This window comes from Streptomyces sp. NRRL F-5126 (assembly GCF_000721265.1).
Classification (GTDB): domain Bacteria; phylum Actinomycetota; class Actinomycetes; order Streptomycetales; family Streptomycetaceae; genus Streptomyces.
The window spans coordinates 54,615-74,997 of record NZ_JOFZ01000003.1; the positions used below are offsets into that span (position 1 = coordinate 54,615).

The following is a 20,383-nucleotide window of genomic DNA, read 5'->3' on the forward strand; positions in this document are numbered from 1 at the left end:
CGCACGAATCAGGTCAGCGCGGGCACCTCGAGGGTCAGGGTCGCGGTGCCCGCGTCCAGCACGGCAGGCACCCCGAACGGCACGGTCAGGGCGGTGTCGCCGTGCCCGAACCCCATCTCCTCGACGACCGGCACGCCGAGTCCGCCGAGCCGGTCGAGGAAGACGTCGCGCACCTCCTCGTAGGGTCCGCACTCCTGCCAGGACCCGAGGCCGATCCCCGCGACACCGTCCAGCCATCCGGCGCGCAGCAGCTGGGTGAGGATGCGGTCGAGGCGGTATGCCTCCTCGCCGGTGTCCTCGATCATCAGCAGCCCGCCCGCGGCCGAGGGGCGCGCGTGCGGGGTGGCGAGATCGGCCGCGAGGAGGCTGACGCAGCCGCCCAGCGTGATGCCCCTGGCCCGGCCGGGCACCAGGGCGCGCGCCGTGGGCAGGCCGAGCGTCTGCACGGACTCGGGCTCGAACAGCGTCGCACGCAGGTGCTGCTGGCTCTCCGCGTCCTTGAGGAAGACGGCGGCGGAGGTCATCTGCCCGTGCAGGGTGGCGACGCCGAGCCGGGTGGCGAACGCCTCGTGCAGCGCGGTGATGTCGCTGAACCCCACGAACGCCTTGGGCCCGGCGGCGCGCATGGCGTCCCAGTCGAGCAGGTCGACCATGCGCTGGGCGCCGTAGCCGCCTCGTGCGCACAGCACGGCGGCCACGTCCGGGTCGCACCAGGCGGCCGTCAGGTCGCGCGCCCGGTCCGCGTCCTCGCCGGCGAGGTAGCCGAAGCGCGGGTGCCGGTCCAGCACGTGGGGCGCGACGACGGGGTCGAGGTCCCAGCCGCGCAGGATGTCCAGGCCGGCCTGGAGGCGGTCCTCGGGCACAGGGCCGCTCGGCGCGACGACGGCGACCCGGTCGCCCGGCACGAGCCGCCTCGGCCGCGTCAGCGGCGCGAGCGGGGCGTGCGCGCTCACGTGGTCAGCCCCAGCCTGGGGACGTCGTCGCGCTCGAAGCCGAACGTCTGCGCGTAGAGCGACAGTTCGGCCTCCAGGCAGCGCACCATCGTGTCCTTCCTGCGGAAGCCGTGCCCCTCGCCCTCGAACGACAGGTACGCGTGGGGGATGCCGCGCCCCGCGACGGCCGCGAGGAACCTGTCGCACTGCGCGGGCGGGCAGATCACGTCGTCGAGCCCCTGGAGCAGCAGGAACGGCGCCTTGATGGCATCGACGAGGTTGATCGGGGAACGCTCGGCGTAGCGCTCCGGGACCTCGGCGAGCGGCCCGATCAGCGATTCGAGGTACTGGGACTCGAAGTCGTGGGTCTCGTCGGTGGCCCACCCCGCGAGGTCCAGGATCGGGTAGCTGATGGAGCCGCACGCCCAGACATCGCGCGCGAGTGACGACGTCAGGGACGCGGCAGTCGTCCACCCGCCCGCGCTGCCGCCGCGCACGGCGAGCCTCGCGCGGTCCGCCGAGCCCTCCGCGGCAAGCGCGAGGGCGACCGCCGCGCAGTCCTCGACGTCCACGACGCCCCACTGCTCGCGCAGCCGGTTGCGGTAGGTGCGCCCGTACCCGGTGGATCCGCCGTAGTTGACCTCGGCGACGCCGATGCCGCGCGAGGTGAAGTAGGCGATCTCCAGGTCGAGCACGAGGGGCGTGCGGCTGGTGGGCCCGCCGTGCACCCAGATGACGTACGGCGGCAGCTCCCCCTCGGGTCCTGTGACGTCCGGGTGGTGCGGCGCGTGGACGTGCGCGTGGATCTCCCGCCCTCCTGGGCCGGTGAAGACGCGCTCCTCGCCGGGTGAGAGGTAGGCGGGGTCGACGGCGTCGCGGTGTGCGGAGCCGATCACGCGCGCTTCCAGGGAAGCGGCGTCGACCTCGACGATCTCGGCCGAGGTGCGGGAGCTCGCCGCGAGCCCGACGACGGTGTCCCCGTGCACCGCGAGCGTGGACGACCACTCGGTCCAGGGGCCCGGCACGCCCGTCAGGGTGCCGGCCGCCGGATCGAGCACGCCGAGCGCGTTGGTGCCCGTGCCGTGGACGACGGCGATCCTGCCGCCGGGCAGCGGCGCGAACCACTGCATGCCGATGCGCCACAGGGCGCCGCCGAACTCCTCCTCCCGCGCGGGCAGCAGCGCGACGGAGCGGGCGCGTGCGTCGGCGAGTCCGTCCGCGGGTACGCGGCGCAGCTCCCACCAGCCGCCGGGGTCGGACGCGTACAGCAGCGAGCCGTCCTCGGCCCAGGCGACCTGGCAGACGGCCTCGTCGGGGCCGCCCAGCACGGTGGCCGCGCCCGTGAAGGGGCCGTCCGTGCCGGGTACGCCGGCGAGGACGACCTCGGTGCCGTCCCACGGCATGCGGGGGTGGTCCCAGGCGATCCAGGCGGCGCGCCGCCCGTCGGGCGACAGCTGCGGCCCCGTGACGAAGCGGTGGCGCCCGTCGGACAGTTCACGCACCGCGCCGCGGTCCTCCGCGGCCGAGCCGTCGAGCGGCACGGCGACGACGGCACGGCGCACATCGGTCGGCGCGGGCCCGGTGAACTCCTCCATCACGCACCAGGCCTCGCCGCGCTCCGGCAGGATCCTCAGGTCCGCGAAGCGCAGCCCGCCGCCGACGGACGACAGCGGGGTGAGCGGGCGCGGCTGCCCGTCGCCGTCCGGCTCGTACGCGTAGAGGCGCTGGTCGGCGAAGTGGGTGAAGACGACGAGCGGGCCGCCGGCGGCGCGCGGTGTGCCGGCCCAGGGCAGGCCGCCGTACTCGATGACGCGGCTGCGCACGTTCCACGGCGCGGGCAGCACCGATTCCTCGGTGCCGTCGGCGCGCCTGCGCACGAGGGCGCGCCTGCCGCCCTCGGCCGGGCGCGGCGCGGTCCACCAGACCTCGTCGCCGACGGTGCCGAGGTACTCGGGCCTGCCGTCGTGGGAGGCGGCGAGCGCCGCGTCGATCGGGGACGGCCAGGTGCCGTACTGCGATGCGGTGGCCATGTACGGCTCCTTCACGCGGTCTTGAGGTAGTGGTCGAGGACGCGGACGCCGAAGTGCAGCGCGGAGACCGGTACGCGCTCGTCCACACCGTGGAAGAGCGCGTCGTGGTCGAAGCCCTTGGGGAGCTTGAGGGGCGCGAAGCCGTAGCCGGTGATGCCGAGGCGGGAGAACTGCTTGGCGTCGGTGCCGCCCGACATGCAGTACGGAACGGTGTGGCCCTCCGGGGCGAACCGCTCGACTGCGGCGCGCAGCTTGGCGAACGTCGGCGAGTCGACGGGTGCCTGCAGGGCGACCTCGCGGTGCGCGAACTCCCAGTCCACGTCGGGACCGGTGAGCCGGTCCATGGTGGTGATGAGCTCCTCGTCGCCCCCCGGCACCATGCGGCCGTCGACCATGGCGGTCGCGTGCCCCGGGATCACGTTGACCTTGTAGCCCGCGTCCAGCATGGTCGGGTTGGCGCTGTTGCGGACAGTCGCCTCGACGAGTTCCCTGGCCGGGCCGATCCGGTCGAGCAGCGCGTCGATGTCGAAGCCCTCGGTGCCGAAGCCCGTCTCGACGCCCTGGAGCGCGGCGAGTTCCTCGAGGGCGGCGCGTACGGTCGGGGTGATCCGCAGCGGCCACTCGTAATCGCCGATCCTGGCTACGGCTGCCGCGAGGCGGCTGACCGCGTTGGCGTCGTTGGCCTTGGAGCCGTGTCCCGCCCTGCCGTGCGCGGTGAGGCGCATCCAGGCGGTGCCGCGCTCACCCGCCGCGATCGGGTAGAGCTCGAGGCCGCCCGCGTGGTGGGTGTACGCGCCGGATTCGCTGATGCCCTCGGTGCAGCCCTCGAAGAGCTCGGGGTGGTGGTCCGCGAGGAAGCCGGAGCCGTCCTCGGCGCTGGCCTCCTCGTCGGCGGTGAACGCGATGACGATGTCGCGGCGCGGCCTGATCCCGTGGCGGGCCCAGGCGCGGACCACCGTGAGGATCATGGCGTCCATGTTCTTCATGTCGACGGCGCCGCGCCCCCACACCACGCCGTCGCGCACCTCGCCGGAGAACGGGTGCACGCTCCAGTCGGCGGGCTCGGCGGGCACGACGTCGAGGTGGCCGTGGACGAGCAGCGCGTCCGCCGACGGGTCGGTTCCGGCGATCCGCGCGACCACGTTGCCGCGGCCCCTGGTGCGCTCAAGCACGACCGGTTCGAGTCCGGCCTCGGCGAGGTGGGCGGCGGCGTACTCGGCGGCGGGACGCTCCTGGCAGTCGCCGCCTCCCCTGTTGGTGGTGTCGATGCGGATGAGCTCGGAGGTGAACGCGGTCACCTCGTCGAGCGCCTTGCCGTCGATGGGGTCGACCACGGGGGTCCCGGTCTCAGCCATACTGCTCCTCCACGGCGGATGAGGCGATTGTGGTGACGGCCTTGAAGGTGCGGATCGCCTCGTACATCGTCGGGGACGTGTAGGAGACGCGCCGCTCGCCGCTCGGGGCCACGCCGGGCACGACCGTCGAGGCGTCGGCCAGGTGGGCGGCGTCGAACTCGAGATCCACCGTGAACGGGCCCCCGTCGACGGGCTCGTGGCGGTGGGCGAGCGCGGCGGCCTCCTTGGCGGCGGACCTGATGTCCGCGGCGGTGCGCTCGGGTGTGCGGCAGACGGCCGCGTAGCGCGACACGTGGTCCTTGACGGCGACCTTGCGGGCCGCGGGCGCGTAGCCGTCGGCGTCGACGCAGGTCAGGTCGTCGCCGGTGACGAGCACGACGGGGACGCCGTACTCGGCGACGACGTGCGCGTTGAGCAGGCCCTCACTGGCCCTCTTGCCGTTCAGCCACACTCCGGTGATGGAGTTGGCGAGGTAGGTGTGGGCGAGTACGCCCTCCGTGCCCGCGGCCGTGTGGTAGCCGACGAAGGCGATGGCGTCGACGTCGCCGTGCTGTACACCCTCCACCATGGAGAGGGACTTGTGGCGGCCCGTCAGCATCTGGGCGCGGCTGTCGAGCCGTTCCAGCAGGAGGTTGCGCATGGACCAGTGGGCCTCGTTGATGAGGACCTCGTCGGCGCCGCCGTCGTAGAAGCCGAGGACCGCGGCGTTCACGTCGGAGGTGAACAGCGCCCGGCAGCGCTCCCACTGCGGTGTGCCGGGCAGGACGTCCGCCGGCCAGGTCACACCGGTCGCACCCTCCATGTCGGCACTGATGAGGATCTTCAAGAACCGCCCCATTCTCCCAGGCCAGTGGGGCCGTGACCCACCGACGTCGTTGTCGAACGCGTCAAGTAGAACACTCGCGCGCCCGCACGGCGCACACCGGCCCCGCACGGCGGTGTGCGCCGTGCGAGGCCGGTGCGTGGCTCCTGGGAGCGTGGGTCTATGCCTCGGTCCAGCCGTGGTCGGCGGCGAGCTTCCCGAGGTGGCGTCTGATCGCCACGATCTGCTCGGCGGTGATGCCGGGCGCGGCGGCGAGCAGGGCCTCGGTGACCTCCTCGGTGAACTCGCGGGGCGACAGGACGTCGCAGAGTCCTTCGTCCGCGGCCGAGCGCGGCGCCTGGCGGACGGGGGCCCCGGCGGGCGTGTCGTCGTCCAGCACGCTGACGCGGGCGGCCTTGAGGCCCTTGTCGCCGTTCTCGATGTCGAACTCGACGTTCACGCCGGGACCGACCAGGGACTTGTCCACAACGAGGTCGTTCACGTGCAGGAAGACGTCGTCACCGCCGCCGCTCGGGGCCACGAAACCGTAGCCGCGGACCGTGTCGAAGCGGATGACCTTGCCCGTTGCCACCATGCACCCCATCACTCAACCCCAGCCATGTGACCCGCCCGCGGATCACCGCGCGCCCGCCACCCGGCGTCACGCTACCGCACCCTGTGTCGAGGATGAAGGCAGCCGGTGCGCAGGTCCCGCCGGGGAGCGCTGGTGCCGCTCCCCGGCGGATCGTGTCACCTGTGCGTGCCTGCGCGACGGCGCAGGCCCACCGCCGTCGCCGCGGCCACCACCAGAGCGGCGCCGATGCCGGCCGCGGTCCACGGGAGCGCGCCCGCGCCGTCGTCCGTGGACATCCGCATCGCCGCGTCCTGCGCCCGCAGGCCGGTGATGTGCGTCTTGACGGGCCGCACCTCCTGCAGCGGGCCGACGGAGCGCACTGAGCCGTCGCTGTTCAGCAGCGTCTGCCGGTTGTTGGGGTGGCGGAAGTCGAACATGGACAGCAGGCTGCCCGCGCGCCGGTCGAAGGAGTGGTCGCCGATGTCGCGCGTGCCCCAGTTGTGCTCGATGAAGCGGATGATCGACGCCTGCTCCGTCCTCGTGTGGTCGATGTGGTTGACCTTGCTGTACGGCGAGATCACGAGCAGCGGCTGGCGGGCGCCGGGCCCGCAGCGGTCCTGGTAGCCGCCGGCGGCAGCCGGGCCCGCCTGGCACATCGGGCTGTCCGTCGCCTTGCCGGTGGACGACACCGTGGAGTCCTTGGAGCCGTTCGTCACGGGGGCGGTGACGTGGTCGTACCAGCCGTCGGAGTCGTCGTAGGCGATCACGACCGCGGTGTCCTTCCACTGCGGCGAGCGCTGGATCCTGTTGATCTGGCCGACGAGGAAGTGCTGCTCGTCGATCGGGTCGGAGTAGCCGGCGTGGCCGTCCTGGTAGGCGGGTGCCTTGAGGAAGCTCACGGCGGGCAGCCGTCCCGCTCCGAGCGCCGCGTCGAAGTCCGTCAGGTCGTAGTTGTGGTTGGCGCGCCCCGCGTGGCCGATCTCGGCGACGCTCCTCGGCGCGAGGTGGTGCGGGTTGGCCGTGGAGGCGTAGTACTGGAACGGGTCGTGGTGCGGGCTGTAGTCGACGGCCGAGGCGCCGCCCACGTTGGCGTGCGTGGTGCCGGCGCACTTGGCGTAGTGGCCGTCCTGGCCGTCCCACGGGGTGCTCGGCCTGAAGCCGCCCTGGAACCAGCCCCAGCTGATGCCCTTCTCGTTGAGCCGGTCGCCGATGTTCTTGCCCGTCAGCATCGCCAGCGAGCTCTTGCTGGTGTGGTCGGTGTCGGAGCAGTCGTCGAAGGCGGGGTCCGGGTCGGTGATGAGGGTGCCGACGCCGTGCGCGTCGGGCGAGGCGACCGCGGCGGGGTCCGGCTTCGCGGTGCGCTTCGGGTGCTCGGTCGACGAGGTGGGGTCGGTGGAGACCACGCCGTGCGTCTGCCCCGAGACGAGCTCGATCGCGCCGGGCGTGGAGGGGCCGTACGCGGAGCCGAACGAGTTGTCGCTCAGCGAGTAGTGCTGCGCGTAGTTCCACAGGGCGGTGACGGTGTTGCCGTCGTAGTAGTCCATCACGACACCGGGCTCGTAGAACAGGTTGCCCGAGCACCGGCCCGAGTCGGTGTTCTGCACGAACTTGTCGGCCTTGCCGCCGTCGTAGGCGTACTGCTCGCGGTCGTAGTCGTGGCGCTGGTCGCAGGTGACTGCCTGGCCGGGGCCGAGCCGCTTGGGCGCGTACTGGTTGGGGTTGTGGTGGAGCAGGTGCGCCGTGCGCAGGTTGTCGATGGACTTCGGCGTGTGGCGCGAGGCCTTGAAGGGCGTGCCGTCCTCACCCGTCGCGTACGGGTACGTCGCGAAGTAGTGGTCGAACGAGATGTTCTCGTCGAAGAGGACGACCAGGTGCTTCACCGGCGTGGCGGTGCGTGCGCCGTGCCCGTGCCCGCTCGCGTCCGCGTGCGCGGGGCCGGCCGCCCCCAGCACGGCGAGTGCGGCCACCCCCGCCCACGCGCACCATCGACGGGGGCGCGCTGTCCTGCCTGTACGGCCCATTCCGATGACCCTCCGATCGTTGCGGGTGACGCATGGACACCATGCTGGTGAACGCGGGCAGTCTGGCGGATGTACGGCGCCATATCCAGACGCCGTACCGCGTTCGGCGCTCCTTCCCTCCCGCCGCGCACGGCCGTCACCCGGCGGAAACCGCCCCCTGCCTGCGGTTGACATGTCCAGCTACGGTTGTGGTGTTGGGGCACCACGCATCCCGCCGGCCTCTGGAGTGTCGACATGCCGATCTCTCGCCGCGCTCTGCTCTCCTCGCTCCCCGCGGGCGCCCTGCTGGCCGCAGCGGGCCCCGGCGAGGCCCGGGCGCTGTCCCCGGCGGCAGGCGGCGAGGCCGCGGGCGGCGCGACGGCGGCGGGCGATCCGGCCACCGTCCTCGCCAGTACCGTCGCGCTGCTCGCCGGCACCGCCGAGAGCAACGCGCGCGCCGAGGCCGCGAAGAAACTCGCCGCCGTCGAGGCCACCGCGCGCTCCCGGATCGCCGCGCTGGACGCGGCCGGGACGGCCGAGCTGTTCCACGGGCTGCCGCTCGGCACCAGCGACACCGCCCTGACCAAGTCCTTCCAGTACCTCTGCGAGATCGCCCTCGCCACCCGGCTGCCGGGCCCCGCGGGCACGGGCCTGCGGGGCGACACCGCGGTGCAGCACCGCGTGATCGACGGGCTGGCGCGCCTGTACGACGACTACTACGGCGACCAGTCGAAGGGCTACTACGGCAACTGGTACAACTGGGAGATCGGCATCTCGGCCCAGGTCAGCCGCACCCTGGTGCTGCTGGAGCGCCAACTCGCCGGCTACCGCCCCGGCCTCGCCGCGTCCTACGTCGCCGCCATGGACGGCTACCTGCGCCACGGCAAGGACGGCGACGTCGACCTCGACTCGCGCTTCCACACCGGCGCCAACCTCGCGGACATCACCACCGACCGGATCCTCCAGGGCGCCGTCCTCGGCGACTCCGCGCGCATCTCCAAGGCCGTCGGCGACCAGTTGACGGTGCTCGCCACCATCGACCCCTACCACCTGCGCCACCAGGTGACGGACGGCTTCTACGCGGACGGCTCCTACCTCCAGCACGCCTCCGTCGCCTACACCGGCTCGTACGGCAGGGACCTGCTCTCCAGGATCGCCGACACCGTCGCGATCCTCGGCGGCTCCGGGTACCTCGACACCGGCGCCGTCTCGGGCGTCGCACGGGGATGGCTGGCGCACTCGTTCGCCCCGGTGATCTTCGAGGGGTGGATGATGGAGATCGTCAAGGGACGCGGCGTCTCCCGCACCACGTCCGGGTACGCGGACACGGCCGCCGTCGTGGAGGCCGCGGTGGTGCTCAGCGCCTCCGCGAGGGGAACCGACGCGACGGCTCTCAAGGGGTACGTGCGCTTCCTGCACGAGGCCTCGCCGGTGGCCGTCGACCCCGCCGCGTTCGCGTCTCCGCTCACCGTCGTGCGCTACGCGGACATCCTCGCCGACTCCTCCGTGCCGGCGGCGGACCTGGCGGCCGGCTCCGTCAACGCCGCGTTCTGCGCGATGGACAGGACGGTCCACCGGCGCCCCGGGTTCGCGTTCGCCCTCGCGCGCTCCTCGTCGCGGGTGAGCGCGTACGAGTACATGAGCGGCGAGAACCTGATGCCCTGGTTCCAGGGCGACGGGGCCCACTACCTCTACCTCACGGGACAGGACCAGTCGCGGTTCTTCGGCGCCGACCACTTGACGGCCGTCTCGCCCTACCGCCTCGCCGGCGTCACCGCGCCCGTCGAGACGCGGCGCACGGTGCCCGAGCTGTACGGCACGCAGTGGTACGACAACCCGGCGGCCGGGTTCACGTCGTCCTCCGAGTCGCAGAACACCTACGTGTACTTCCCACGCACCACGGCGCTCTGGTCGGGCGGCGCGAGCCTCGACGGCTACGGCGCGGCCGGGCTCGTCCAGGGGCAGCACGCCGACTACGCGGCGAAGCTGGCGGGTGAACTGCCGGGCGACTTCGTCGCCTACCGGGGCGCGGAGGCCACCAAGTCCTGGTTCATGCTGGACGAGGAGATCGTGGTGCTCGTCGCGGGGGCGGGCGACCGGGCGGGACGCGCGGTGTCCACCACGCTGGACACCCGGATCGCGGACCCGGACTCCGACGTCGCCCTCACCGCGCGCCGCCGCGACCACAGGCCCTTCTCGCCGGACGACCGGCCCGCGCCCCTGGAGTGGCTGCGGTACGCGGACGAGACGGCGAACGCGGCAGTCGGCTACGTCTTCCTCGACGGCCCCTCCCCCACCGCCGGCCTCGAGACGGTCACGCACAGCAGACGCCTCGTGCGGGCGGCCAACCCCGACACGCCCGTCACCAAGCAGGTGTTCTCCCTCTCCTACGAGCAGCCGGCGGGCGCGCCGCTCCTCACGGCCGCGCACGTCCTCGTGCCGCACGCAACCGAACGCGCCCTGGCCGCGTACCGCGCGCGCCGCGAGGTGGCCGTCCTGGCCAACACCGGGCGCGTGCAGGCGATCGAGCACCGCGGCCTCGGTCTGACGGCGGTGAACGTGTTCGCCCCGGGCACCCACCGCGCCGCCGGAGTCAGCGTCGAGGGACCCGCCTCCGTGCTCGTGCGCAGGACGCGCCGGGGCGGCGGCGTCAGCGTCGCGCTGGCCGACCCCACCACGCGGCGCGACCGGGTGGAGGTCGTCCTGCGGGGCCGTCCGCTCGATGCGGTCACGGCGGACGAGGGGGTCCGGGTGTCGCGCGTTCCCGGCGGCACGCGCGTCGTGGCCGACACGCGGCAGGCCTACGGCAGGAGCCTCACAGCGACGCTGCGTTGACGGCGCACGCACGCCCCGCCTGGCGCGGCACCTGGCGCACCGGCGTGAGCGGAACCTGATGGTGGCTGAACTCCAGTACCGGGTAGCCGAGTTCCAGTACACGGGCGGTGATGCGCGCTGCCTCGGACCGGCTCATCGCCGGCATGATGGACGGCAGCCTCTCGGCGAGCCCGCGCCCGTCGGGGAAGCGGGTGTGGCGCGCGAAGCCCGGCATGACGCGCGGGCCCGACGGCGACACGGGCGATCCGCCGCGCGTCAGCCCGCGGCCGTCGGCGGCCAGTACGAGGTGGCCGCGGGCGGCGCCCAGCGGGTAGGTCCACCACAGGATGTCGGTCCTGGCGCCGTCGGGCGCGTGGACGGTCGCGCGCCCCGCGGCCGGGTGGGCGGGTGCGCGGGTCCCGCCCGCGCCGTGGGCGGCGGCATCGTGGGCACGGGAGGGCTCGGCGGCGGCGAGGCCCCCGGAGACCGGCATCAGGTCGCCGCCGAGCCGGCCCACGGCCTCGGGCGCGGAGTGGCCGAAAAGCTGCCGTGCCCCTGCCGACCAGTGCGACACGATGCCGTGCCGGTCCACGACGGCCACGCCGAGCGGTATCCGCCCGGCCGCGGCGATCCGGTGCGGCAGAGCCGGCGGAAAACCACTGTCCATGGGGAGAGGACTCCTTCCGTGCCGCCGTCGTCCGCGGCCCTGCCCACCACGGTACGGCCCTGGCCGGGCCCTTTGTGGGGCAATCGGGGAAGAGGTGTCCGGCCTCTGACCAGCCGTCGGCTTGACTGAATTTCAGTCAAACCCCCGCCCGGCCGCTTCAGTCCTCGTGTCCCAGCTGGAGGTCGCGCTCCGTGCGTCCGCCGCCCGCGACCTGGAGCACCGTGGCGACCGGCGGGTAGCCCGCCGCGATCACCGTGTACTCGCCGGACGACAGGTCGACGAAGCGGAACGTCCCGTCGGGCCCCGTGGTGAGCGTGTCGACGACGTTGCCTGCCGCGTCGAGCAGGGTGACGCGTGCGTCCTCGACGGCGCGCCCGCCTGCCGCCCGCACCGTACCGCGCAGCACCGCGCCGCCGGCGAGTTCGACGTCCTGCCGGGTCTCGCGGGACGACTGCACGCTCACCGGCAGGGCGGCGGGCCTGAAGGCGGGCGCGCTCGCGGCGAGGGTGTACTCCCCCGCGACGAGCTCCCCGATCACGTACATCCCCTCACGTCCGCTGCGGGTGGAGGCCACGACCTCGCCGCGCACGTCGGTGAGGGTGACGGCGGCATCGCGAACGGGGGTGCCGTCCGCGGTGACCACCGCGCCCGCGAGCCGCCCGGCGCCGCCGAGCACCACGTCCAGGTCGACGGGGCGGTCCCCCACGGTCACCGTGACCGCCTGCGGCTGGTGGCCGCCTGCCGCCGCGATCATCACGTACGAGCCCGCGCCCGGCACGGTCAGCGCGTAGCGGCCCTCCTCGCTGCTCGCGCCCCGGCCGATCTGCCGGCCTTGCACGTCGATGAGGGTGAGCGCGGCGCGCGGCACCACCGTGCCGTCGTAGTGCTGGACGGTGCCGCAGACCGCGACCCCGCCGCCGTGGACGGGTGCCGACACGGTGGGCGCGGGAGCGGCGTACATCTGGGGCTGCTGCCCGGGCGCGGCGTTGCGCGCGGCGGGGATGTCGGCGGGCTCGACGGTGGGGGCGTTGTGGGACACCAGCGGTTTCTCCTTGAGGAAGAAGGCGATCAACAGGCCGAGGACGAGCACCGGCACGAGGTAGAGGAAGATCCGCGGCATGGCGTCCGCGTACGACTCGACGTACGCGTCGCGCAGCGCGCGCGGCAGCGCGTGGACCATCTGCGGCGTGATGGACTCGGCGTTCGGCAGGCCGCCGCCCGAGGGAAGCCGGTGGGCGAGTGCGTCCGTGAGGCGGCCGGCGAACAGAGTGCCGAAGACGGCGGCGCCGACGCTGCCGCCGATCTGGCGGAAGTAGTTGTTGGCGCTGGTGGCGGTCCCGAGGTCGGCGGGGCGCACGGAGTTCTGCACGGCGAGCACCAGCACCGGCATCACGAGACCGATGCCGACGCCGAGCACCGCCTGCGCGGCGCCGGTGGCGAGGTGCGAGGTGTGGGCGTCGAGGCGGGAGAGCAGCCACATGCCGACGGCGGAGACCGCGCTGCCCAGTACCGGATAGATGCGGTAGCGCCCGGTGCGGCTGATCAGCTGCCCCGAGACGACGGAGGCGATGACGACCCCGCCCATCATGGGCAGCATCAGCAGCCCGGAGCCGGTGGCGCTGACGCCGTCGACCATCTGGAGGAAGGTGGGCAGGTAGCTGGCCGCGCCGAAGAGCGCGACGCCGATGACCGCGCCGATCAGGCCCGACACGTTGAAGACGGCGTCGCGGAACAGCCTGAGCGGGATGATGGGTTCGGCGGCGAACCGCTCCACGACGATGAACAGCACAGCCGCCCCGAGCGCGCCCGCCCCCAGGCCGAGGACCACGCGCGAGCCCCAGGCGTACTCGGTGCCGCCCCAGCTGGTGAGCAGCACCACACAGGTGGAGGCGGCGGTCAGCAGCAGCGCGCCCAGCACGTCGAGCCTGGCCTTGGTGGTGCGCTTCGGCAGCTTCAGTACGAGCGTGACGACGGCGAAGGTGACGAGCCCGAAGGGGACGTTGAACCAGAAGCACCAGCGCCAGGTGGCGTGATCGGTGAAGAACCCGCCGAGCAGCGGCCCCGCGACGGACGCGAGACCGAACGCGCCGCCGATGAGGCCCATGTACCGGCCGCGTTCGCGGGGCGGCACGATGTCGCCGATGATCGCCTGCACGCCGATCATCAGGCCGCCCGCGCCGACGCCCTGAAGGGCGCGGAACGCGATCAGCTCGTTCATCGAACGCGACCAGCCGCAGAGGGCGGAGCCGATCACGAAGACGATGATCGCGAACAGGAAGACGCCCTTGCGGCCGAACAGGTCGCCGAGCTTGCCGTAGACGGGGAGCCCGACCGTGGACGTCAGGAGGTAGGCGGTGATCGCCCAGGACATCCGGTCGAGCCCGTGCAGGTCGCCGACGATCTTCGGCAGCGCGGTCGCCACGATCATCTGGTCGAGCGCGGCGAGCAGCAGCGCGAGCATCAGGCCGACGAAGACGAGGCGTACCCGGCGCGGGTCGAGCGCCGCACGGTCCTGGGCCTGTTCGCCGGCGTGCGCCGGCGCGGGTTCTGGCTGCGCGGCCGCCGCGGGTACCTGTGCCCTCGCGGTTTCGGGCGCGGGCATGTGACCGTGCCCGGCGTCGTCCGCCGCGTCCTTCACCAGAGTGGTCGTGCCGCCCACGTACTGCTCCCCTCGTCACACCTGCGCGGCGTCATTCTTCGCATTGCGCGCCAAGCGGGAGCAAGCGAATGAAGTGACCCCGAAACGGGGGACGAGGGGGGCGCGTTGCCCGTTCAGGCGTGCGCCGGGGCGCCCATCAGGGGCTTTCTCCGGGGCGCGCGCCGAGGGAGTGTCACGAGATCCCGGCGGGAAATCCACCCGTATCGGTGACTCGGGCGACTACCGCGCTGACCGGGGGTGCTCAGGCGGAGGCGCCGCCCGGGGCCTTGTTCTCGGCGACCTGCGCCAGCTTGGCCAGGACCTGGTCGTAGATCGCGGCGAGGCCCTTGGGCGCGAAGGTGCGCTCGAAGAAGCCGCCGACGCCGCTCGCGCCGTCCCAGACCGTGGTGACGACGGCCTTCGAGCGGCCCTCACCCGCGGGGGTGACCACCCAGGTGGTGACCATGGAGGAGTTGCGGTCCTTCTCGACGAGCTGGCCGTCGGACGGCTCGGTCACCTCGAGCAGGCAGTCGCGCACCCGCTTCTTGGTGGCCTGGAGCTTCCAGTGCACCAGCGTGCCGTCACCGTCGCCGCCCTCGCGCACCTGGTACTCGCTGAAGTTCGCGGGCAGCAGCGTGGGCCGCGTGTCCTTGTAGTCGGCCAGCGCGTCGAACACGTCTTCCGCCTTCGCCGCGATGACCCGCTCCGTCGTGGCTTCGACCTGCGCCATGGCTGTTCCTCCAGCAGTCGGTTCCTGGGTGGGACGCCGCCAAGCCAACCACCCGCGCACCCGCGGCCCAAATCGGGGTCGCGCTCGCCGGATGCGGGATACGGCATGTCACCCGCACGATCAAGGGAACATTTGTTCTATTCTCGTTCCAGCACTACCGAGGAGGACCTCATGCGCTGGGACAATCTGGCCGACGGACCCGCCGCGGACGCGCCCGGTTCCACCGCGGGCGGGGCAGGCGGGCCTGCCCCGCTCTTCGCCACGAGCGCGGTCACGACGAGGACCTTCGACACCCCTGAGTTCGCGGGAATCACGTTCCACGAGGTCAGGGCCAGGTCGATCCTCAACCGGGTGCCGGGCGCGTCCCGGATGCCGTTCGACTGGACGGTGAACCCGTACCGGGGCTGCTCGCACGCGTGCGTCTACTGCTTCGCACGCAAGACCCACAGCTACCTGGATCTCGACACGGGCGAGGGCTTCGACTCCCAGATCGTGGTCAAGATCAACGCCCCGGAGCTGCTGCGCAGGGACCTCGCGTCGCCGCGCTGGCAGGGCGCGCACGTCGCCATGGGCACGAACGTCGACTGCTACCAGCGCGCCGAGGGCCGCTACGGCCTGATGCCCGGCATCATCTCCGCGCTGCGCGAGAGGGCCAACCCGTTCTCCATCCTGACCAAGGGCACGCTGATCCTCCGGGACCTCGACCTGCTGAGGGACGCCGCGCGCGTGTGCGACGTCGGCGTGTCCGTCTCGGTCGGCTTCACCGACGCGGAGCTGTGGCGTGCGGTGGAGCCGGGCGCCCCCGCGCCCGAGCGCCGGCTCGACGTGGTGCGGTCGCTGGCCGGGATCGGCGTGGACTGCGGGGTGCTGATGGCGCCCGTGCTGCCGTTCCTCGGCGACAGCCCGGACCAACTGCGGGCGACCGTACGGGCGATCGCCGCGGCCGGCGCTTCCTCCGTGACCCCGCTGACGCTGCACCTGCGGCCTGGCGGGTCACGCGAGTGGTTCATGGCGTGGCTGCGCGGCCGGCACCCCGGGCTGGTGGACCGCTACGAACGGCTGTACGCGGGCGGCGCGTACGCGCCGAAGTGGTACCAGCGCCGGGTCACGAGGGCGGTGCACGAGCTGACCGACGCGTACGGGATAGGACCGCGCGGCCGCTCCCCGCGCGGCACATCCGCGGCCGCCGGGCGCGCCGGTGATGTCACGGCCGTACCGGAGCCGGGGCCGGGGTCGGGGCCGCAGCAGCTGACCCTCCTGTGACGCGCCGGTCCGCGCGAAGGGCGCCGAAATCCCGTGGAGGTCCGGCGGCCGCGTCGGTGAGGATGGCCCGATGAGCCGTCTCACACATCTCACCGCACCGGAGGGCGTCGCGCCCGGCAGCGGTTACAGCCACGTCGTCATGGGTTCCGGCACCTTCGTCGCCGTTTCGGGCCAGTGCGCCTTCGACGAGCAGGGCCGCGTCGTCGGGGAGGGCGACCCGGCCGCCCAGGCGCGGCAGGTGTTCGAGAACCTGCGCCGCTGCCTGGCCGCCGCGGGCGCCGATTTCACCGATGTCGTCAAGCTGACCTTCTTCGTGACGGACGTCGCACACCTGCCCGCCGTCCGGGCGGCGCGTGACGCGGTGATCGATCCGGCACGGCCGCCGGCGAGCTCCGCCGTGCAGGTGGCGGCGCTGATACGGCCGGAACTGCTGGTGGAGATCGAGGCGTTCGCCGTGGTCGGCGGGGACGGCCGGTGACCGCGCGCGCCGTCCCGTCCGCCGCGGAAGGCGGCGTGCACTCCCCCGCAGGCGTCCGCGTACGCGCGATGGGGTTCGGCGACTGCGCGGCGGTGGCCGCGGTGCGCGTGGGGGGCTGGCGGTTCGCGTACGAGGGGATGATGCCGCGCGCGTTCCTGGAGGCGATGAGCGTCGAGGCGGACACCGCCGTGCGGCGTGCGCAGTTCCTCGCGGCCGGTGACCGGGTCGTCAACCTCGTCGCGGAGCGTGCGGGAGAGGTGGTCGGCTGGGGTTGCTGGGGGCCGGCCAGGGACGAGGACGCCCCGGCGGGCACGGCGGAGTTGTACGCGCTCTACGTGCGGCCCGGCCACGTCGCGAGCGGCGTGGGGCGGGCTCTGATGGCCGAGGTGGTGGCTCGGGCCGTGGACGCGGGCTCCGCGCGCATATGGCTGTGGGTGGCGGCCGGCAACGCACGGGCGCGCCGCTTCTACGGACTGGCGGGGTTCGCGGCCGACGGCGCGGGGAGTTCGCAGGAGTACGCGGGGGTGCCGGTGCCAGAGGTGCGTTACGCGAGGGAGTTGAGCGCGCGGCCCGCGGCAGCCGCCAGCCGCGGATGACCGAGCGCGGCGCGCAGCACGGGCGCGGCGCGGCGGTCTCCCAGTGCGCCGAGTCCCTCCACGCAGGCGAGCGCGACGCGCCAGTGCGGCTCGCCGGGAGCCAGCAGCCCGTCGAGAGCCGTGATCAGTGCCGGTACGGACTCGGGCGCGCGCAGCCGCGCCAGCAGGCGCACGGGGTGCAGGGCGTAGGCGGTGCGCAGCGGGTTGGTGGCGAGCGCGGCGGCCGCGCGCGGGGTGCGCGGGTCGCCGAGCCGCGCGAGGGCGTGGGAAGCGGCGACGCAGCGCTCGGGGTCGCGGTGGTTGAGCAGCAGGACCAGCGCTTCGAAGGCGCGCGTGTCCCGGGCGCAGCCGAGCCGGTAGGCGGCGATCTCGCGTGCCCAGAGCGGCTGTCGGGGCGCGACGAGGACGGTGGCGAGCTTTTCGGCGTCACGGGTGCGCAGCAGGTCGTCGCAGGTGGACGAACCCCGTGACTCCTCGCGTACCCGGTCGGCGAGGTCGAGGAAGTCGGCGTCCGAGGCGTCCGTACCGTCCAAGGCGTTCATGTGCCGTGAGCGTATCCGTGGCCGGCGGGTGGCGCAGGGCACACGGGGAAGTCCGGCGCCGGGGTCTGGCGCGCTCGTTACCGGTCGGTTAACCTCAAATGAGCGGGCGGCCGGTGACGCAGCCGCCCGGGGCGCCGTCGGTTCGGCGCCCACGGCGTCGGCGACAGCCGGCGCACGGCGGCGTCACCGCCCCGAGTGACCGGGCGGCGCACGCTGCCTCTCGGCACCTCATGCCGCTTTCGCGACGCGACCACGGGACAGGGTCCGTCGGCATCCTCCGGCGCGCCACGGGCGTGCCGGGCAGCCGCTTCCCCTGGAGTCCCTGATGGACATCTCCACCATCGCCGTTGTCGGCCTCGGCACCATGGGCACGGGCCTCGCCGAGGCCCTGGTCCTCGCGGGCCGCGAGGTCATCGGCATCGACACCGACCCCGAGGCCGCCGCGCGCGCCTCGACCGCCCTCGAAGCGTCGACGGCGCGCGCCGCACGCCGCGGCGACCTGACGGAACATCAACGGTGCGCCGCGATCGCCGGGTTGCGCACTTTCACCGATGTGCGCGCCGCCGCAGACGCCGACCTCGTCGTCGAGGTGGTGCCCGAGTCGTACGAGGACAAGTGCCGCGTCCTGCGCGCCCTGGACGACGTGGTGCGGCCCGGCACGGTCCTCGCCACCGGCACGAACGCGCTGTCGGTGACGCGTCTCGCGGCCGGCACCAGGCATCCGGAGCGTGTGGTGGGCATGCACTTCTTCCACCCGGCGCCGGTGATGCGTCTCGTGGAGGTGGTGCGTACGGCCTTCACCTCGCGCGCCGCCCTCGACACGGTCACGGACCTCGCGCGCGACCTGGGCAAGGAGCCGATCGCGGCGGGCGACAGGCCGGGGTTCGTCGCCGACGGGCTGCTGTTCTGCTACCTCAATCAGGCGGCGGCGATGTACGAGTCCGGGTACGCGTCCCGTGACGACATCGACGCGGCGATGCGGCTCGGTTGCGGCCTGCCGATGGGCCCGCTCGCGCTGCTCGACCTGATCGGCGTGGACACCGCCCGCACGGTGCTCGACGCGATGTACGACGCGTCGGGCGACCGCCTGCACGCGCCGGCGCCGGTCCTCGGCCAGCTGTCCGAGGCGGGCTTGACCGGGCGCAAGGCGGGCCGCGGCTTCTACGCGTACGGCGCCGACGGCGAGCGCACCGGTCCTGGCGGCGCGGCTCCGGGCGCCGCGGGGGCCGCCGCACCGGCGGGTGTGCGCACGGTCGGCATCGCCGGTTCGGGGACGATGGCGGCGGGTATCGCCGAGGTCTTCGCGAAGTCCGGCCACGAGGTCGTCCTCGCGGGGCGTACGGCGGGCAAGGCGGCGGCCGCCAGGGAACGTATCGCCAAGTCGCTTCGTCGGTCTGTCGACAAGAAGAGAATGTCGGAGGACATCGCGGACGCCGTGCTCGCCCGGGTCGCGCCCGCCGGTGCGCCGGACGCCCTCGGCGGGGCCGACCTGGTGCTGGAGGCGGTGGCCGAGGACCTCTCGGTGAAGCGGGAACTGTTCAGGACGCTGGACGGCGTCTGCCGCGAGGGCGCGGTGCTCGCCACCACGACGTCCTCGCTCCCGGTGATCGCGTGTGCCAGGGCGACCGGCAGGCCGCAGGACGTGGCCGGGATGCACTTCTTCAACCCCGCGCCCGCGATGCGGCTCGTCGAGGTGGTCCGCACCGTCCTGACCGGGGACGCGGCGCACGCGACGGTCCGCGGGGCGGCCCTCGCGGCGGGCAAGCACCCGGTGGACTGCGGCGACCGGGCGGGCTTCATCGTCAACGCCCTGCTGTTCCCGTACCTGAACAACGCGGTGAAGATGGTGCAGGACCACTATGCGACCGCCGACGACATCGACATCGCCATGAGGCTGGGCGCCGGGTACCCGATGGGTCCTTTCGAGCTGCTCGACGTCGTGGGGCTGGACGTCTCACTCGCCATCGAGCGCGTGCTGCACCGTGAGTTCCGCGATCCGGGGCTCGCTCCGGCGCCGCTGCTCGAACACCTGGTGGCGGCCGGGTTCCTGGGCCGCAAGACGGGCCGCGGGTTCCGGGCGTACGCACACAGGTGAGGGGTCTACGGCACACAGTGCCACCTTCTTGGAGTAGGTTCGCCCTATGTCGCAGCCGGCCAAACCCTCACGTACGCGCGCAAGATCCGACGCCCCCGTGAGCGCCGCGTCCACCAAAGCGGCGGCGCAGCGCCTGAAGATGCGCCGGGAGCTCGCGTCGGCGGCGATGGAGCTCTTCGCCACCAAGGGGTACGAGGCGACGACGGTCGACGAGATCGCGGCGGCCGCGGGGGTCGCGAGGAGGACGTTCTTCCGCCACTTCCGCTCCAAGGAGGAGGCGATCTTCCCGGACCACGACGACACGCTCGTGCGTGCGGAGGCCGTGCTCACCGCGGCCCCGCCGAACGAGCACCCGCTGGACACCGTGTGCCGCGGCATCAAGGAGGTCATGCGGATGTACGCGGCCTCCCCCGCGCTGTCCGTGGAGCGCTACCGGCTGACGCGCGAGGTGCCGGCGCTGCGGGAGCGCGAGATCGCCTCGGTCGCGCGCTACGAGCGCCTGTTCACCCGCTATCTGCTGCGCCACTTCGACGAGCACGAGCACACGGGCGGCAATGACGAGCCCCTGCTCGCCAAGGTGGCGGCGTCCGCCGTCGTCACCGCGCACAACCATGTGCTGCGCCGGTGGCTGCGCGCGGGCGGCAAGGGCGACGTGGAGACGCAGCTGGATCACGCCTTCGGGATCGTGCGGTCGGCGTTCGGCACGGGGTTCGCGGCCGGCGCCGTCGCCACCGCCGAAAGGCCGGCGGCGACGGCGCGCACGAGCAGCGATGTGCTCGTCGCGGTGGCGCGCACCGATGCGCCCCTGGACGAGGTCATGCGCACGATCCAGCAGGCGCTGAAGGAGGCCTGAGCCGCCGCATCGGC

General features: G+C 73.3%; 16 protein-coding genes. 6 read left to right on the forward strand and 10 right to left on the reverse strand.

The features are described 5' to 3' along the window. Positions 1–8: 8 nt before the first annotated feature. The 6 genes from IH48_RS0106740 to IH48_RS0106765 all read right to left on the reverse strand — a co-directional run bounded on the left by IH48_RS0106740 (position 9) and on the right by IH48_RS0106765 (position 7,714). On the reverse strand, positions 9–953 hold the full coding sequence (locus IH48_RS0106740; RefSeq protein ID WP_030900444.1) for a S66 peptidase family protein: 945 nt from the start codon (positions 951–953) through the stop codon (positions 9–11). Next, on the reverse strand, positions 950–2,962 hold the full coding sequence (locus tag IH48_RS0106745; RefSeq protein ID WP_030900447.1) for a prolyl oligopeptidase family serine peptidase: 2,013 nt from the start codon (positions 2,960–2,962) through the stop codon (positions 950–952). The genes IH48_RS0106740 and IH48_RS0106745 overlap by 4 nt, the downstream gene beginning before the upstream one ends. Positions 2,963–2,973: 11 nt before the next feature. Beyond that, positions 2,974–4,317 (reverse strand): M20/M25/M40 family metallo-hydrolase, encoded by a 1,344-nt coding sequence (locus IH48_RS0106750; protein WP_030900450.1) that lies wholly within the window; start codon positions 4,315–4,317, stop codon positions 2,974–2,976. After that, the gene (locus IH48_RS0106755; protein WP_030900453.1) at positions 4,310–5,143 is read right to left on the reverse strand and encodes a M55 family metallopeptidase; all 834 of its coding nucleotides are present in this window, start codon (positions 5,141–5,143) and stop codon (positions 4,310–4,312) included. The genes IH48_RS0106750 and IH48_RS0106755 overlap by 8 nt, the downstream gene beginning before the upstream one ends. Before the next feature lie 157 nt (positions 5,144–5,300). Next, positions 5,301–5,714: a cold-shock protein gene (locus tag IH48_RS0106760; protein ID WP_030900455.1), complete on the reverse strand. Its 414-nt coding sequence runs from the start codon at positions 5,712–5,714 to the stop codon at positions 5,301–5,303. Positions 5,715–5,869: 155 nt separating this feature from the next. Then, positions 5,870–7,714 carry a phospholipase C gene (locus IH48_RS0106765; protein WP_030900456.1) on the reverse strand — a complete coding sequence of 615 codons (1,845 nt, stop codon included), beginning with the start codon at positions 7,712–7,714 and terminating at the stop codon, positions 5,870–5,872. A 234-nt stretch (positions 7,715–7,948) separates the two neighbouring features. Between IH48_RS0106765 and IH48_RS0106770 the strand changes: the two genes are divergently transcribed. Further along, complete coding sequence (locus IH48_RS0106770) at positions 7,949–10,528, forward strand: polysaccharide lyase family 8 super-sandwich domain-containing protein (protein ID WP_030900458.1); 2,580 nt, start codon at positions 7,949–7,951, stop codon at positions 10,526–10,528. Here IH48_RS0106770 and IH48_RS0106775 read toward each other — a convergent pair. From IH48_RS0106775 to IH48_RS0106785, 3 genes are all read right to left on the reverse strand, one after another. Further along, positions 10,509–11,174, reverse strand: a complete 666-nt coding sequence (locus tag IH48_RS0106775; RefSeq protein WP_030900460.1) for a PAS domain-containing protein — start codon at positions 11,172–11,174, stop codon at positions 10,509–10,511. The genes IH48_RS0106770 and IH48_RS0106775 overlap by 20 nt on opposite strands. A 157-nt stretch (positions 11,175–11,331) precedes the next feature. Continuing rightward, positions 11,332–13,776, reverse strand: coding sequence for an MFS transporter (locus tag IH48_RS0106780; protein ID WP_030900462.1), 2,445 nt, complete (start codon positions 13,774–13,776; stop codon positions 11,332–11,334). A gap of 298 nt (positions 13,777–14,074) precedes the next feature. Then, on the reverse strand, positions 14,075–14,542 hold the full coding sequence (locus IH48_RS0106785) for an SRPBCC family protein (protein ID WP_030900465.1): 468 nt from the start codon (positions 14,540–14,542) through the stop codon (positions 14,075–14,077). Positions 14,543–14,713: 171 nt separating this feature from the next. Here IH48_RS0106785 and IH48_RS0106790 point away from each other — a divergent pair, with 171 nt between their 5' ends. From IH48_RS0106790 to IH48_RS0106800, 3 genes are all read left to right on the forward strand, one after another. Beyond that, positions 14,714–15,805, forward strand: a complete 1,092-nt coding sequence (locus IH48_RS0106790; protein ID WP_030900467.1) for an Rv2578c family radical SAM protein — start codon at positions 14,714–14,716, stop codon at positions 15,803–15,805. Between the two features lie 70 nt (positions 15,806–15,875). Further along, positions 15,876–16,283, forward strand: coding sequence for a RidA family protein (locus tag IH48_RS0106795; RefSeq protein ID WP_030900469.1), 408 nt, complete (start codon positions 15,876–15,878; stop codon positions 16,281–16,283). Then, positions 16,280–16,879, forward strand: coding sequence for a GNAT family N-acetyltransferase (locus IH48_RS0106800; protein WP_234434162.1), 600 nt, complete (start codon positions 16,280–16,282; stop codon positions 16,877–16,879). The genes IH48_RS0106795 and IH48_RS0106800 overlap by 4 nt, the downstream gene beginning before the upstream one ends. Here IH48_RS0106800 and IH48_RS0106805 read toward each other — a convergent pair. Beyond that, on the reverse strand, positions 16,828–17,421 hold the full coding sequence (locus tag IH48_RS0106805; protein ID WP_030900474.1) for a HEAT repeat domain-containing protein: 594 nt from the start codon (positions 17,419–17,421) through the stop codon (positions 16,828–16,830). The two genes, IH48_RS0106800 and IH48_RS0106805, sit on opposite strands and share 52 nt — an antisense overlap. 325 nt (positions 17,422–17,746) lie before the next feature. Between IH48_RS0106805 and IH48_RS0106810 the strand changes: the two genes are divergently transcribed. Both IH48_RS0106810 and IH48_RS0106815 read left to right on the forward strand, forming a co-directional pair. Further along, a complete protein-coding gene (locus tag IH48_RS0106810; protein WP_030900476.1) occupies positions 17,747–19,516 on the forward strand; it encodes a 3-hydroxyacyl-CoA dehydrogenase family protein in 1,770 nt (589 codons plus the stop codon). 46 nt (positions 19,517–19,562) lie between these two features. Beyond that, positions 19,563–20,369 (forward strand): TetR family transcriptional regulator, encoded by an 807-nt coding sequence (locus tag IH48_RS0106815; RefSeq protein WP_030900480.1) that lies wholly within the window; start codon positions 19,563–19,565, stop codon positions 20,367–20,369. Positions 20,370–20,383: the final 14 nt, after the last annotated feature.

What these genes read in the sequence shown, in the direction of transcription:
- IH48_RS0106760 (WP_030900455.1), bottom strand. Translation starts at nt 5,714, where the DNA reads ATGGTGGCAACGGGCAAGGTCATCCGCTTCGACACGGTCCGCGGCTAC.
- IH48_RS0106795 (WP_030900469.1), top strand. Translation starts at nt 15,876, where the DNA reads ATGAGCCGTCTCACACATCTCACCGCACCGGAGGGCGTCGCGCCCGGC.
- IH48_RS0106770 (WP_030900458.1), top strand. Translation starts at nt 7,949, where the DNA reads ATGCCGATCTCTCGCCGCGCTCTGCTCTCCTCGCTCCCCGCGGGCGCC.
- IH48_RS0106765 (WP_030900456.1), bottom strand. Translation starts at nt 7,714, where the DNA reads ATGGGCCGTACAGGCAGGACAGCGCGCCCCCGTCGATGGTGCGCGTGG.
- IH48_RS0106810 (WP_030900476.1), top strand. Translation starts at nt 17,747, where the DNA reads ATGGACATCTCCACCATCGCCGTTGTCGGCCTCGGCACCATGGGCACG.
- IH48_RS0106815 (WP_030900480.1), top strand. Translation starts at nt 19,563, where the DNA reads ATGTCGCAGCCGGCCAAACCCTCACGTACGCGCGCAAGATCCGACGCC.
- IH48_RS0106790 (WP_030900467.1), top strand. Translation starts at nt 14,714, where the DNA reads ATGCGCTGGGACAATCTGGCCGACGGACCCGCCGCGGACGCGCCCGGT.
- IH48_RS0106775 (WP_030900460.1), bottom strand. Translation starts at nt 11,174, where the DNA reads ATGGACAGTGGTTTTCCGCCGGCTCTGCCGCACCGGATCGCCGCGGCC.
- IH48_RS0106780 (WP_030900462.1), bottom strand. Translation starts at nt 13,776, where the DNA reads ATGCCCGCGCCCGAAACCGCGAGGGCACAGGTACCCGCGGCGGCCGCG.
- IH48_RS0106750 (WP_030900450.1), bottom strand. Translation starts at nt 4,317, where the DNA reads ATGGCTGAGACCGGGACCCCCGTGGTCGACCCCATCGACGGCAAGGCG.
- IH48_RS0106745 (WP_030900447.1), bottom strand. Translation starts at nt 2,962, where the DNA reads ATGGCCACCGCATCGCAGTACGGCACCTGGCCGTCCCCGATCGACGCG.
- IH48_RS0106785 (WP_030900465.1), bottom strand. Translation starts at nt 14,542, where the DNA reads ATGGCGCAGGTCGAAGCCACGACGGAGCGGGTCATCGCGGCGAAGGCG.
- IH48_RS0106805 (WP_030900474.1), bottom strand. Translation starts at nt 17,421, where the DNA reads ATGAACGCCTTGGACGGTACGGACGCCTCGGACGCCGACTTCCTCGAC.